The 15202-nt window shown below is 65.1% G+C and carries 8 protein-coding genes and 3 rRNA genes; 7 read left to right on the plus strand and 4 right to left on the minus strand.

What is annotated here, in order from left to right:
• Nucleotides 1–301 precede the first annotated feature (301 nt).
• The 7 genes from OHT57_RS23705 (at nt 302) to OHT57_RS23735 (ending at nt 9133) form a co-directional block, all read left to right on the plus strand.
• Nucleotides 302–1582 (plus strand): S53 family peptidase, encoded by a 1281-nt coding sequence (locus OHT57_RS23705; RefSeq protein WP_328748503.1) that lies wholly within the window; start codon nt 302–304, stop codon nt 1580–1582.
• A 336-nt stretch (nt 1583–1918) separates the two neighbouring features.
• Nucleotides 1919–2227, plus strand: coding sequence for a hypothetical protein (locus OHT57_RS23710; protein WP_328748504.1), 309 nt, complete (start codon nt 1919–1921; stop codon nt 2225–2227).
• Nucleotides 2228–2465: 238 nt separating this feature from the next.
• Nucleotides 2466–3308 carry a hypothetical protein gene (locus OHT57_RS23715; protein WP_328748505.1) on the plus strand — a complete coding sequence of 281 codons (843 nt, stop codon included), beginning with the start codon at nt 2466–2468 and terminating at the stop codon, nt 3306–3308.
• A complete protein-coding gene (locus OHT57_RS23720; protein WP_328748506.1) occupies nt 3298–4611 on the plus strand; it encodes a hypothetical protein in 1314 nt (437 codons plus the stop codon). The genes OHT57_RS23715 and OHT57_RS23720 overlap by 11 nt, the downstream gene beginning before the upstream one ends.
• Nucleotides 4608–6167, plus strand: coding sequence for an SCO6880 family protein (locus OHT57_RS23725; RefSeq protein WP_328748508.1), 1560 nt, complete (start codon nt 4608–4610; stop codon nt 6165–6167). Before OHT57_RS23720 ends, OHT57_RS23725 begins: the two co-directional genes overlap by 4 nt.
• 10 nt (nt 6168–6177) lie before the next feature.
• Nucleotides 6178–7593, plus strand: a complete 1416-nt coding sequence (locus OHT57_RS23730) for an ATP-binding protein (protein WP_328748509.1) — start codon at nt 6178–6180, stop codon at nt 7591–7593.
• Between the two features lie 13 nt (nt 7594–7606).
• Complete coding sequence (locus OHT57_RS23735; RefSeq protein ID WP_443053477.1) at nt 7607–9133, plus strand: type IV secretory system conjugative DNA transfer family protein; 1527 nt, start codon at nt 7607–7609, stop codon at nt 9131–9133.
• Nucleotides 9134–9157: 24 nt separating this feature from the next.
• On the opposite strand, the gene OHT57_RS23740 is transcribed toward OHT57_RS23735, so the two are convergent.
• The 4 genes from OHT57_RS23740 to OHT57_RS23755 form a co-directional block, all read right to left on the minus strand.
• The gene (locus OHT57_RS23740; protein WP_328748510.1) at nt 9158–9703 is read right to left on the minus strand and encodes a GNAT family N-acetyltransferase; all 546 of its coding nucleotides are present in this window, start codon (nt 9701–9703) and stop codon (nt 9158–9160) included.
• Between the two features lie 90 nt (nt 9704–9793).
• Nucleotides 9794–9910, minus strand: a 5S ribosomal RNA gene (rrf, locus tag OHT57_RS23745).
• Between the two features lie 103 nt (nt 9911–10013).
• Nucleotides 10014–13138, minus strand: a 23S ribosomal RNA gene (locus OHT57_RS23750).
• Between the two features lie 316 nt (nt 13139–13454).
• Nucleotides 13455–14982, minus strand: a 16S ribosomal RNA gene (locus OHT57_RS23755).
• Together the 16S, 23S and 5S rRNA genes form the textbook arrangement of a ribosomal RNA operon.
• Between the last annotated feature and the right edge of the window lie 220 nt (nt 14983–15202).

Below are 15202 nucleotides of genomic sequence, written 5' to 3' on the forward strand. Positions count from 1 at the left end.
CGTGGGGTCCCCTCGACGGCACAAAGGCAACGGGTCGCGACAGCCGGTCGCGGCCCGTTGCCGTGTCCCGAACGGGCGTGGCCCACCTGTGAGTTGGGCAAAGCAACAGCCGCCCGTCGGCCATGGACGGGTCACGCCCGGACTGGGTTCGGTATGGCGGAAGTCAGGATTCCACCAGCCACCTTGTTGTCGCGTACTCAACAAGAGACCGTCATCACAGGCCGCCGCCCGCCGCCGGGGAGACCGCACCGACGGCACGCACCCGCACCGCCCCTGTCCCACATCATCAGGAGGCTGCACCTTGCGTACCGACATCCCCCACACCCACCTGAGACGGCGCCGCATCGGATCCGCCCTGGCCGCCACCACCGCCCTCGTCCTGGCCGGCTTCGGCACCGCCGTCCACGCGGACGCGACGACCTCGTCCAAGGTCACCTGGGCCGCGACCCCCTGCGCCACCCCCAAGAAGACCGGCGAGCTCGCCTGCAACTCCCTGCGCGTCACGGGCGGCACCACCGCCTTCCAGAAGGCCAGGGGCATCACCCCCAAGGCCGCCGACGCCGCCACCCCCTCCGGATACGGCCCCACCGAACTCCGGTCCGCCTACGGCCTGACCTCCGCGTCCGCCAACAACGGCTCCGGCCAGACGATCGCCATCGTCGACGCGTACAACGACCCCAACGCCGAGGCCGACCTCGCCAAGTACCGCTCGTACTACGGACTCTCCGCCTGCACCACCGCCAACGGCTGCTTCAAGAAGGTCTCCCAGACCGGCTCCACGACCTCCCTGCCCACCAGCGACTCCGGCTGGGCCGAGGAGATCTCCCTCGACCTCGACATGGTCTCCGCCATCGCCCCGAACGCCAAGATTCTGCTGGTCGAGGCGACTTCGGCCACCATGGCCAACCTCGGCAAGTCGGTGAACGAGGCCGTCACCCTGGGCGCCAAGTTCGTCTCCAACTCCTACGGCGGCTCCGAGTCCTCCTCGGACACCTCCTACGACTCCTCGTACTTCAACCACCCCGGCGTCGCCATCACCGTCAGCGCGGGCGACGCGGACTACGGCGCCGAGTACCCCGCCGCCTCCAAGTACGTGACCTCGGTGGGCGGCACCGCGCTCTCCACGTCCTCCAACAGCCGCGGCTGGACCGAGAGCGTCTGGAAGACCAGCTCCACCGAGGGCACCGGCTCCGGCTGCTCCGCCTACGACGCCAAGCCCACCTGGCAGACCGACACCGGCTGCACCAAGCGCATGATCGCCGACGTCTCCGCTGTCGCCGACCCCGCCACCGGCGTCTCTGTCTACGACTCCTACGGCGTCACCGCCGGCTGGTACACCTTCGGCGGCACCAGCGCCTCGTCCCCGATCATCGCCGGCGTCTACGCCCTCGCGGGCACCCCGGGCAGCAGCACCTACCCGGCCCAGGACCCCTACAAGGCGGCCGGCACCTCCGCCCTCAACGACGTCACCTCGGGCAACAACGGCTCCTGCACCACCAGCTACTTCTGCACCGCCACGTCCGGCTACGACGGCCCCACCGGCTGGGGCACCCCGGAGGGACTGAGCGCCTTCACGGGCTGACTCTGCGTCAACACACGGGCCGCGGTCACCGACCGCGGCCCGTTCGTCATGCCGACAGCTCTCCGGGATAGCCTTCACCCGCAGAACATCGGTGCCAGAAGCGCCGCAGGTCGTAAGAGGGGTCAACGACGGGACCACACGACAGGTTCCGCTCAGGCCTCATTGCCCGGGGTTACCTGCCGTGATACACAGAGTGACCAGACAGTCGTTCGTACGAAACCCGCCCACCAATGCCGCCAAGTCGACATACGCGGGCGGAATTGTCAGCGACAATGAGGCCTGACCTCTGCGCACACGCAGGGGTAGCGGAACTACCCACCAGGGGCGGTGACTTACATGTTCGTTGCGGCCGACAAGGGAGACATCAACACCATCATTGGCGGGATCGCTCCCGACTGGGGGCCCTTCGGGGCGCTGGGGACGGAAGCGAAGACGATGATCCAGGTCGTCATGGCGGTCGCCATCCTGCTCTGCCTCGGCATCGCCATCTGGGGCGCCGCGAAACAGCGCATCGGCGCCACCGCCCTGAGGGACACCTTCAGCGCGGAACAGGGCAAGGGCCTGATCGTCGCCGGACTGACGGGAGTCTTCATCATCGGCTCCCTGGGCACGCTCTTCACCATCGTGTACGGCATGGCCGTGTAGCCGCCGCGTCCGGTCGACGCACCTCCGCTCCGGCCGGGCGCGCCCGGTACCCCGCTCCACCCCACCCGTCCGTCATGCCCACCGGCTGAGGTTGCGTTCCCCCGATGTCCTCGATCACCGCGATGACTCCGATGCCGAGTCACCACACCGCGCCCGCGCGGGAACCAGCACGGCTACCGTCGTACTCGTACACGTTTTCCCACGCTTTTCCGCACGACGTCGAGGGGGCGTAAGCGGCATGAGTCTCGGAGACGACCCGGAGGGCTCCGGAGGATACGGCGGCACGGGCCAGACCCGCACCCGGTACCCGGAGGGCAGCGGCGGCGACGTCTACGGCGGCGCCCGCAGAGGCGGCCGATCCTCCTCCAGAAGCCTGGTCACGGTGGTCGGCGTCGTCGTCCTCCTGATCGCGGCGATCGCCTTCGCGAACCGCGGGGGAGACGATCCCTCGTCCTCGACGGAGGGCGCAGGTGCGGCAGGCCAGCCGAAGGCGTCGGCGACAGCCCCGAGCGGAACCAAGCCGGTGCAGTCCACACCGGGCCTGATCCCCACGGGCTACGCACACAACGCCCAGGGAGCCCAGAGCGCAGCCGCGAACTACGCGGTGGCGCTGGGGTCCACCGGCCTGTTCGCAAAGACCACCCGCGACAGCATCCTGCAGGCCATCTTCACGCCGTCTCGGGTCACCAGCCTCGAGGCCGCCCTGGACAAGGCCTACACCCCCCAGTTCAACGAGAGCCTGGGCCTGAACAAGGACGGCTCCGCGCCCACGGGCTACACGTTCGTGTCCCGCACCACCCCGATGGGCACGAAGGTCACACAGACGTCCGCCGACGACATGACCGTTGCCGTCTGGTGCGGCGGTCTCCTCGGACTGGCGGGCCAGAACTCCACCAACCCGGTCACCAGCAGCTGGTTCACCATCACGATGAAGATGGAATGGACCGGCAATGCCTGGAAGATCGTGACGCACTCCCAGAAGGAGGGCCCGTCGCCCGTCCCAGGCGACGACAAGGCCTCCAGCGCCGATGAGATGGCGAAGGCCGTCGAGGAGTACGGAGGGTTCACCTATGCCCGCTAGTCGCCGCGTCCTCACCCTGGTCGGCGCCGCCGGCGCCCTTCAGACCGCGACAGTGCTCATGGCCACGCGCGCCTTCGCGGCGCCCACTCCGAGCCCCACGCCGACCAAGAGCAGTGACTGCTCGCTGATCGCCCCTCCTGCGAGGGACTACTGCGAACAGGGCAGCAGCAGCGGCGGCGGCTCGACCCCCGGGCTCACCTCCACCCTCGACCCCCTCTCCTCCCTCGCCCAAGGCTGCGCCAAGGCCGCCGCCTGGACCATCGACAAGCTCAGCGTGGCCGTCAAGGACACCGCCAACGTCGACTTCACCAACCAGAAGTTCCTCCAGCAGTACGCGGTCGTCTTCGCGGCATCGACCATCCTCACCCTTCTCCTGTGGCTGCTGGCCGTCGCCAAGCGGGCGGTGCGAGGCGTCCCCCTCACCACCGCCATCAGCGAGGCGATCGGCTTCCTCTGGCTGACCGTGCTCGCCTCCGCCTTCACCCCCCTCATCCTCTACACCGTCGTCTCCGCCACGGACGGCGTCTCAGAGGTCCTCGCCAAGACCACGGGCGACCAGACCGACACGTTCTTCGGCACCTTCTCCGGCGCCCTGGAGAAGGGCAACGACATCGGCGGCGGCCCGATCATGCTGATCGTCGTCTCCCTCGTCAGCATCCTCGCCGCGGGCGTGCTCTGGCTGGAGCTCGTCATCCGCGCCGCCCTCCTCTACGTCGGCGCCCTCCTCGGCACCGTCGTCTACGCCGGCCTCGTCGACAAGAACCTCTGGGGCCACGTCCGCCGCTGGGCCGGCATCATGATCGCGGTGATCCTGGTCAAACCGGTCATCGTCATCGTGCTGGGCCTCGCCGGCGCGCTCTCCTCCGACAGCGGCCCCGACTCCTTCTCCGCCGTCGTCTCCGGCCTCGCGATCATCCTGCTCGCCATCTTCGCCAGCGCGATGATCTACCGCTTCGTCCCCGGCTTCGGCGACGAGATCGCCGGCTCCCGCAGCAACCGCATCATGCAGGGCGCCGAGGGCAAGGCCGCCGCGGTCATGAGCTCCCCGGCCACCCTGGTCGCCCAGGGCATCAAGACCCACAGCACCCGGGCCGACAACAACGGCGGCGGAGGCGGAGGCCAGAACTCCGGCGCCCGCCCCAGCAACCAGGTGTCCGGCGGCGTCGCCGCGCACAGCTCGCGCACCCCGAACGGAGGCGGCGGATCTGTCGCCTCCGCCGCTCCCGCCCCCCGCGCGAGCAACCCGGTGAACACCCCGCACGCCAGCAACAACCGCAACAGCACAGGAGGTGACGGGCGTTGACGACCGAGTCCCACGTGTCGCATACGATCGCGCCCCGCCGTACATATCTCATCGGCCGCGCCCGGCCGAACGCGATCGTCGGCCGCAACCGTGAGAGCGGCGAGATCACTCTGATCATCGCGGGCGCGTTCCTCGGCATGATGTGCGGGCTCCTCGTCCCGGTGCTCTCCCTGCGCATCGTCCTGCTGATGGGCTTCCCCCTCATCGCGCTGGCCGCGGTCTACGTGCCGTACAAGCGCCGCACCTTCTACAAGTGGTTCGAGATCAACCGCAGTTACAAGCGCACCCTGCGCCAGGGCACCACGTACCGCTCCTCCGTGATGGAGGCCGGCACCCACGTCGACGGCCGCGAGGTCGAGATCGGCCCGCCGCCCGGCATCGGCCGGATCAACTGGCTGGCCGCCCCGTTCGGGCCCGACGAGATCGCCGTACTCCTCCACGCGGACCGCCGTACCGTCACCGCCGCCATCGAGATCGAGGGCCCCGGCGTCGGCCTGCGCGACTCCGAGGACCAGGAAGCCCTCGTCGACCGCTTCGGCACCCTGCTCAAGCACGTGGCCAACGGCGACGGCTTCGTCACCCGGCTCCAGATCCTCGCCCGCACCCTCCCCGCCGACCCCGACGCCCACGCCAAGGACGTCGCCGTACGCGGGGACGTGAAGGCGCTGCCCTGGCTGCAGACGTCGTACGACCAGCTCCAGTCGATGGTGTCGACCAGCAGCGAGCAGCACCGCGCCTATCTCGTCGCCTGCATGCACTTCAACCGCGAACTCGCCGCCGAGGCCAACACGATGGCCCGCGCCGCCCGCCCCCAGGCCGGCCGCAAACTCGACCGGGACGCGGGCCTCGCGGTGGTCATGGCCCGCGAGCTGACCGACATCTGCTCCCGCCTCCAGGAAGCGGACATCCGCGTACGCCAGCCCCTCGGCCAGGGCCGGCTCGCCTCGCTCATCCACTCCATGTACGACCCCGACCACCCCATCGACCACATCCAGGCGATGACCAAGCGCAACGCCTGGCCGGCTGAACTCGACGCCATGGAAGCGACGTACCTCCAGGCGAAGACGAGGGAGTCGTCCACCCGCGCGCCCTGGTGCCACGCCACGGCCTGGGTCAAGGAGTGGCCGATGACCCCCGTCGGCGTCAACTTCCTCGCCCCGCTCCTCGTCCACACCCCGGACGTCATCCGCACGGTCGGCGTCACCATGGACCTCGAACCCACCGAGATCGCCATCGAGCGCATGCTGACCGAGAAGACGAACGACGAGGCGGAGGCGTCCCGCGCCGCCAAGATGAACCGCACGGTCGACCCCCGCGACATCGCCTCCCACAACCGTCTGGACCAGCGCGGCGAAGACCTGGCCAGCGGCGCGGCAGGCGTCAACCTCGTCGGCTACATCACCGTCTCCTCCCGCAACCCCGAGGCCCTGGCCCGCGACAAGCGGACCATCCGGGCGTCGGCCGGAAAGTCGTATCTGAAACTGGAGTGGTGCGACCGCGAACACCATCGCGCCTTCGTGAACACGCTTCCGTTCGCCACCGGCATCCGAAAGTAGAGGACCAAGCATGCGGGATCCGCTGTCCGTCCTCACCGACGCCTTCACGTCCTTCCTCTTCGGAAAGGTCGAGACGACGCGCCTGCCGGTCCGCACCTCCACCGGCCAGGCGCAGGCGGTCTACCTCCCGACCGCCGCGCCGGGCCTCGGCGACTCGGGCGTGATCATCGGCCGCGAGGTGTACTCCGGCAAGGGCTACATCTACGACCCCTTCCAGCTCTACGGCCAGCAGCTCCCGGCCCCGCACTGGCTGGTCCTCGGCGAGTCCGGAAACGGCAAGTCGGCGCTCGAGAAGACGTACGTCCTACGGCAGTTGCGCTTCCGCGACCGCCAGGTCGTCGTCCTCGACGCACAGGGCGAGGACGGCGCCGGCGAGTGGAACCTCATCGCGCGGGAGCTGGGGATAACCCCCATCCGGCTCGACGCGATGGCGGCCCTGGACCAGGGCATCCGCCTCAACCCACTGGACCCCGCGATCACCACCACCGGACAGCTCGCGCTGCTCCGGACCATCATCGAGGTCGCGATGGGCCACGGCCTCGACGAACGCTCCGGCTTCGCCCTCAAGGTCGCGCACGCCTACGTCAACGAGACCATCGTCGAACGCCAGCCGATCCTCACGGACATCGTGGAGCAACTACGGCACCCCGAACCCGAGTCGGCCGAGGCGATGAACGTCGACATAGAGGACGTACGCGCGTGGGGCCTCGACGTCGCCCTGGTCCTGGACCGCCTGGTCGACGGTGACCTGCAGGGCATGTTCGACGGCCCCACGACGGTCGGCATCGACCTCGACGCGCCGCTGATCGTCTTCGATTTGTCCCACATCGACCGCAACTCCATCGCCATGCCCATCCTCATGGCGATCGTCGGGGTTTGGCTGGAACACACCTGGATCCGCCCCGACCGGAAGAAGCGCATCTTCCTGGTCGAGGAGGCCTGGCACATCATCAACAGCCCCTTCGTGGCACAGCTGTTCCAGCGTCTGCTGAAGTTCGGCCGACGCCTCGGCCTGTCCTTCGTGGCGGTCGTGCACCACCTGTCCGACGTGGTGGACGGAGCGGCAGCCAAGGAGGCCGCGGCGATCCTGAAAATGGCGTCGACCCGGACGATCTACGCCCAGAAGGCCGACGAGGCCCGTGCGACCGGCCGCGTCCTGGGCCTGCCACGCTGGGCCGTGGAGATCATCCCGACGCTCACCCCCGGCATCGCCGTCTGGGACGTCAACGGCAACGTCCAGGTGGTCAAGCACCTCGTCACCGAGACGGAACGCCCCCTGGTCTTCACCGACCGCGCGATGACGGAGTCCTCCGCCGACCGCGAACTTGTCGTCGACGCCCTGCGGGCCGCCGAGTTGGAGGCCGAGGAACGGGCGGCGGCCTTCGTGGAACAGCACTTGGGCGACTCCGAGTCGACGGTGGCGTAGGAGGCGGACAGTGGTGAGACCGGACGACCGCTACCGGGACGGTCAGGCGGGCCACCTGGGCCAAGGCGGTCAGGGGGGCCAAGGAGGCGTCCCTGACGGCCTGTTGGTGGGCCTGCTCGCCTTCCTCCTCGGCATGACCCTGCTGGTCTGGACGGCGACGGGCCTCGCGGGCTGGTTCTCCCACGGCGGCTGGCCCCGGGCCGTCACCTTCACCAGCACCCCCCAGGCCATGCGCCACCTCATCGGCCACCCCCAGGACATCCCCGGCGCCTGGCCCGACACCCCCGCCGCCCAGCTCTCCGGCTACGGCCTCGTCTGGGGCCTGTTCATCGGCCAGTTGATGATCCTGGCCGTCCTCATGATCTTCGTGATGGGCACACTGGCCCGCTGGCGGGGAGTACGGGAGAGGGCGAGAGCGGAACGCCTGGCAGCCCTGGCGCGGCAGACCGCACCCGAACCGTCCGCCCACGAGGCACCGATACACGAGGTTCCGGCCCCGAGGCCGGCCCCGGAACCGCAACCCGCCGGCGCCCCGCCCCCCCAGCCCACCGAGCCACTCCACACCCCGGTGGCCGAGCCACTACTGGTGGGCGCCTGGGAAAAACCACAGCGCGCCCAGGGCCCGGTGCTCTACGCCCCCAGGGAAGCCCGCCACTCGACCGCCACCCAGGCCGTCCGGGACGCGGAAGGCCCCGCCCTCATCGTCACCTCGAACCCGGCCCTCTGGGCGGACACCAAAGACGCCAGAACCAAACTCGGCCCGGTCCACGTCTACGACCCCACCCACCTCTGTGACACCCCGGCCCGCCTCCACTGGTCCCCCACCACCAGCTGCGAGGACAAGGAAACGGCCACCGCACGGGCGCGAGCCCTCCTCGCCCCGATCCGCCCCACCGCGAGAATCGACCAGGCGGTCACCGACGTGGCCGAAACGCTCCTGCGCAGCTACCTCCACGCGGCAGCCATCGAGTCCCGCACCGTCCGCCACGTCCACCGCTGGTGTCAGGGCACCCAGATCCAGGACGCTGTGAGAACCCTCCGCACGAACCCGAAAGCAGCCCCCGGCTCCGCAGGCGAACTGGAAGCAGCCCTCACCGCGCACCCCGAACGCCGTGACATCGCCCAGGAGTTGACCAGCCGAGCCCTCTCCGCCCTCTTCACGGTCAACGTCCGCGAGGCCTGCACTCCCAACCGAAGTGATGCCCTCGCCTTGGATTCCTTCGTCGACGAAGGGGGCACGCTTTATGTGGTGGGTGAATCGATCGAGGACCCCAGGACCAACCCGGGCGCGATGCCACTCCTGACAGCCCTCACCTCTAGCGTGGTCGAGCGTGGCCGGCGCATGGCCGAACGGTCATCCTCCGGTCGCCTCGACCCACCACTGACGCTCGTCCTGGACGACGTCGCAGCCGTGGCTCCGCTTCCCCAGCTCCCGGAGCTGCTGGCCGCCGGAGCGGACCGGGGGCTACCGACCCTGGCCCTGCTCCGGTCCCGCGAACAGGGCCGAACCCGCTGGCCGGACGCCGACCTCCCGGCCTGACGCCCGGGCCGGCCGCCGCGGCACTCAATCCCGTTCCAGCACGAATTCCAGCTCGAACTCCCCCGGCGCCGACGTGAGCGGGACGGCCACGCCACTTGGCGTGAACCCCATCCTGCGGTAGAACCGCTGCGCCCGTCCGTTGTCCTCGTGCACGATCAGCCTCGTCCGCTCGGCTCCGTGCGCCCAGGCCCACTCAAGGGCGGCGTCGAACAGCACGTCGGTGAGCCCGCTGCCGCGCTCCTCGGGCAGCACGAAGACCCCCACGAGATGCCCCTGCTTCCGCTCCACCGGGAACCCGGCCCAGTCACTGGTCCCGGGCTGCTCCAGCAGCACGGTCACCATCCCGACCCACTGTCCGCCGGGTGCCTCGGCAATGACCGTCTGCGCACTGTCAGCCCCCTCGGCACCATGGGCCGTGCGTTCCTGCCAGAAGGAGTCGGGCCGGGCAAGGGCCTCCTCGTAGGTCTCCAGGAAGGCGAGAGGCGCGACCGGATCCTGAAGCGCCACAAGCCGCAACGCCTTGGCAGCAGGCCACTCATCAGCGCGGACGGACCGGATCACGTAACTCATGAGGGCCACAGTAGTACCCCGGCACAAAACCCCCGTCCGGAAATACAGAAAACCCCCGTGCCGAATGGCATGGGGGTTTTCTCAAAGATTGTTCGGCGGTGTCCTACTCTCCCACAGGGTCCCCCCTGCAGTACCATCGGCGCTGTAAGGCTTAGCTTCCGGGTTCGGAATGTAACCGGGCGTTTCCCTCACGCTATGACCACCGAAACACTATGAAACTGTCGAACCATGCCACACCACACCACCCGTAAACCACAGGGATGTGGGGCTGTTCGTGGTTTCAGAACCAACACAGTGGACGCGAGCAACTGAGGACAAGCCCTCGGCCTATTAGTACCGGTCACCTCCAGCGGTTACCCGCCTTCCAGATCCGGCCTATCAACCCAGTCGTCTACTGGGAGCCTTAACCCCTCAAAGGGGGTGGGAATACTCATCTCGAAGCAGGCTTCCCGCTTAGATGCTTTCAGCGGTTATCCCTCCCGAACGTAGCCAACCAGCCATGCCCTTGGCAGGACAACTGGCACACCAGAGGTTCGTCCGTCCCGGTCCTCTCGTACTAGGGACAGCCCTTCTCAATATTCCTGCGCGCGCAGCGGATAGGGACCGAACTGTCTCACGACGTTCTAAACCCAGCTCGCGTACCGCTTTAATGGGCGAACAGCCCAACCCTTGGGACCGACTCCAGCCCCAGGATGCGACGAGCCGACATCGAGGTGCCAAACCATCCCGTCGATATGGACTCTTGGGGAAGATCAGCCTGTTATCCCCGGGGTACCTTTTATCCGTTGAGCGACGGCGCTTCCACAAGCCACCGCCGGATCACTAGTCCCGACTTTCGTCCCTGCTCGACCCGTCGGTCTCACAGTCAAGCTCCCTTGTGCACTTACACTCAACACCTGATTGCCAACCAGGCTGAGGGAACCTTTGGGCGCCTCCGTTACTCTTTAGGAGGCAACCGCCCCAGTTAAACTACCCATCAGACACTGTCCCTGATCCGGATCACGGACCCAGGTTAGACATCCAGCACGACCAGACTGGTATTTCAACGACGACTCCACAGACACTGGCGTGCCCGCTTCACAGTCTCCCAGCTATCCTACACAAGCCGAACCGAACACCAATATCAAACTGTAGTAAAGGTCCCGGGGTCTTTCCGTCCTGCTGCGCGAAACGAGCATCTTTACTCGTAGTGCAATTTCACCGGGCCTATGGTTGAGACAGTCGAGAAGTCGTTACGCCATTCGTGCAGGTCGGAACTTACCCGACAAGGAATTTCGCTACCTTAGGATGGTTATAGTTACCACCGCCGTTTACTGGCGCTTAAGTTCTCAGCTTCGCCACACCGAAATGTGACTAACCGGTCCCCTTAACGTTCCAGCACCGGGCAGGCGTCAGTCCGTATACATCGCCTTACGGCTTCGCACGGACCTGTGTTTTTAGTAAACAGTCGCTTCTCGCTGGTCTCTGCGGCCACCCCCAGCTCACCGAGTAAATCGGATCACCAGTGATGGCCCCCCTTCTCCCGAAGTTACGGGGGCATTTTGCCGAGTTCCTTAACCATAGTTCACCCGAACGCCTCGGTATTCTCTACCTGACCACCTGAGTCGGTTTAGGGTACGGGCCGCCATGAAACTCGCTAGAGGCTTTTCTCGACAGCATAGGATCATCCACTTCACCACAATCGGCTCGGCATCAGGTCTCAGACTTAATGAACGGCGGATTTGCCTACCATTCGTCCTACACCCTTACCCCGGGACAACCACCGCCCGGGATGGACTACCTTCCTGCGTCACCCCATCACTCACCTACTACAAGTCTGGTTCGCCGGCTCCACCACTTTCCATTCCCCGAAGGGTCCGGAACGGCTTCACGGACTTAGCATCGCCTGATTCAATGTTTGACGCTTCACAGCGGGTACCGGAATATCAACCGGTTATCCATCGACTACGCCTGTCGGCCTCGCCTTAGGTCCCGACTTACCCTGGGCAGATCAGCTTGACCCAGGAACCCTTAGTCAATCGGCGCACACGTTTCCCACGTGTGTATCGCTACTCATGCCTGCATTCTCACTCGTGAACCGTCCACCACTAGCTTCCGCTGCAGCTTCACCCGGCACACGACGCTCCCCTACCCATCCCAGCCCCCGTTGGGGGTATGTGCTGGAATGACACGACTTCGGCGGTACGCTTGAGCCCCGCTACATTGTCGGCGCGGAATCACTAGACCAGTGAGCTATTACGCACTCTTTCAAGGGTGGCTGCTTCTAAGCCAACCTCCTGGTTGTCTGTGCGACTCCACATCCTTTCCCACTTAGCGTACGCTTAGGGGCCTTAGTCGATGCTCTGGGCTGTTTCCCTCTCGACCATGGAGCTTATCCCCCACAGTCTCACTGCCGCGCTCTCACTTACCGGCATTCGGAGTTTGGCTAAGGTCAGTAACCCGGTAGGGCCCATCGCCTATCCAGTGCTCTACCTCCGGCAAGAAACACACGACGCTGCACCTAAATGCATTTCGGGGAGAACCAGCTATCACGGAGTTTGATTGGCCTTTCACCCCTAACCACAGGTCATCCCCCAGGTTTTCAACCCTGGTGGGTTCGGTCCTCCACGAAGTCTTACCTCCGCTTCAACCTGCCCATGGCTAGATCACTCCGCTTCGGGTCTTGAGCGTGCTACTGAAACGCCCTATTCGGACTCGCTTTCGCTACGGCTTCCCCACACGGGTTAACCTCGCAACACACCGCAAACTCGCAGGCTCATTCTTCAAAAGGCACGCAGTCACGACGCACCAAGTAAACTTGATGCGCGACGCTCCCACGGCTTGTAGGCACACGGTTTCAGGTACTATTTCACTCCGCTCCCGCGGTACTTTTCACCATTCCCTCACGGTACTATCCGCTATCGGTCACCAGGGAATATTTAGGCTTAGCGGGTGGTCCCGCCAGATTCACACGGGATTTCTCGGGCCCCGTGCTACTTGGGTGTCTCTCAAACGAGCCGTTGACGTTTCGACTACGGGGGTCTTACCCTCTACGCCGGACCTTTCGCATGTCCTTCGTCTACATCAACGGTTTCTGACTCGCCTCACAGCCGGCAGACTGTGAAAGAGAGATCCCACAACCCCGCACACGCAACCCCTGCCGGGTCTCACACGTATACGGTTTGGCCTCATCCGGTTTCGCTCGCCACTACTCCCGGAATCACGGTTGTTTTCTCTTCCTGCGGGTACTGAGATGTTTCACTTCCCCGCGTTCCCTCCACATACCCTATGTGTTCAGGTATGGGTGACAGCCCATGACGACTGCCGGGTTTCCCCATTCGGAAACCCCCGGATCAAAGCCTGGTTGACGGCTCCCCGGGGACTATCGTGGCCTCCCACGTCCTTCATCGGTTCCTGGTGCCAAGGCATCCACCGTGCGCCCTTAAAAACTTGGCCACAGATGCTCGCGTCCACTGTGCAGTTCTCAAACAACGACCAGCCACCCATCACCCCGGAGCTACACTCCGAGTTCACTGGGGCCGGCACCCGAAGACAGACCTTACGGCCGTGCCCTCAGACACCCAACAGCGTGCCCGGCATCCCCGCCACTCATGATCAGCTTTCCACGCTCCGAAGAGCAGTACTTGCAGCCCGAGATGACTGACGATGCCGAATAATCAACGTTCCACCCGTGAGCAACCAGCATCGGACGTACGCCGATGTACTGGCCTCTGACCTCACCCCGTGGGGATCGGTAAGAAGTGCTCCTTAGAAAGGAGGTGATCCAGCCGCACCTTCCGGTACGGCTACCTTGTTACGACTTCGTCCCAATCGCCAGTCCCACCTTCGACAGCTCCCTCCCCACAAGGGGGTTGGGCCACCGGCTTCGGGTGTTACCGACTTTCGTGACGTGACGGGCGGTGTGTACAAGGCCCGGGAACGTATTCACCGCAGCAATGCTGATCTGCGATTACTAGCAACTCCGACTTCATGGGGTCGAGTTGCAGACCCCAATCCGAACTGAGACAGGCTTTTTGAGATTCGCTCCACCTCACGGTATCGCAGCTCATTGTACCTGCCATTGTAGCACGTGTGCAGCCCAAGACATAAGGGGCATGATGACTTGACGTCGTCCCCACCTTCCTCCGAGTTGACCCCGGCGGTCTCCTGTGAGTCCCCGTCACCCCGAAGGGCACGCTGGCAACACAGGACAAGGGTTGCGCTCGTTGCGGGACTTAACCCAACATCTCACGACACGAGCTGACGACAGCCATGCACCACCTGTACACCGACCACAAGGGGGGCACCATCTCTGATGCTTTCCGGCGTATGTCAAGCCTTGGTAAGGTTCTTCGCGTTGCGTCGAATTAAGCCACATGCTCCGCTGCTTGTGCGGGCCCCCGTCAATTCCTTTGAGTTTTAGCCTTGCGGCCGTACTCCCCAGGCGGGGAACTTAATGCGTTAGCTGCGGCACCGACGACGTGGAATGTCGCCAACACCTAGTTCCCACCGTTTACGGCGTGGACTACCAGGGTATCTAATCCTGTTCGCTCCCCACGCTTTCGCTCCTCAGCGTCAGTAATGGCCCAGAGATCCGCCTTCGCCACCGGTGTTCCTCCTGATATCTGCGCATTTCACCGCTACACCAGGAATTCCGATCTCCCCTACCACACTCTAGCCTGCCCGTATCGAATGCAGACCCGGGGTTAAGCCCCGGGCTTTCACACCCGACGTGACAAGCCGCCTACGAGCTCTTTACGCCCAATAATTCCGGACAACGCTTGCGCCCTACGTATTACCGCGGCTGCTGGCACGTAGTTAGCCGGCGCTTCTTCTGCAGGTACCGTCACTTTCGCTTCTTCCCTGCTGAAAGAGGTTTACAACCCGAAGGCCGTCATCCCTCACGCGGCGTCGCTGCATCAGGCTTTCGCCCATTGTGCAATATTCCCCACTGCTGCCTCCCGTAGGAGTCTGGGCCGTGTCTCAGTCCCAGTGTGGCCGGTCGCCCTCTCAGGCCGGCTACCCGTCGTCGCCTTGGTGAGCCATTACCTCACCAACAAGCTGATAGGCCGCGGGCTCATCCTTCACCGCCGGAGCTTTCAACCACCACAGATGCCCGTAGCAGTGATATCCGGTATTAGACCCCGTTTCCAGGGCTTGTCCCAGAGTGAAGGGCAGATTGCCCACGTGTTACTCACCCGTTCGCCACTAATCCCCACCGAAGTGGTTCATCGTTCGACTTGCATGTGTTAAGCACGCCGCCAGCGTTCGTCCTGAGCCAGGATCAAACTCTCCGTGAATGTTTACCCGTAATCGGGTGCACACATCACGAGAGCGGAGCAACCACCGGAATAAGGCGGTCACTCACAGCGTCCTCGCTGTGTATTCTTCAAAGGAACCTCATCTACGACCATGAAGGCCGGAGACGGGGTATCAACATATCTGGCGTTGATTTTTGGCACGCTGTTGAGTTCTCAAGGAACGGACGCTTCCTTTGTACTCACCCTCTCGGGCTTTCCT

This window comes from Streptomyces sp. NBC_00285 (genome assembly GCF_036174265.1).
GTDB lineage: Bacteria > Actinomycetota > Actinomycetes > Streptomycetales > Streptomycetaceae > Streptomyces.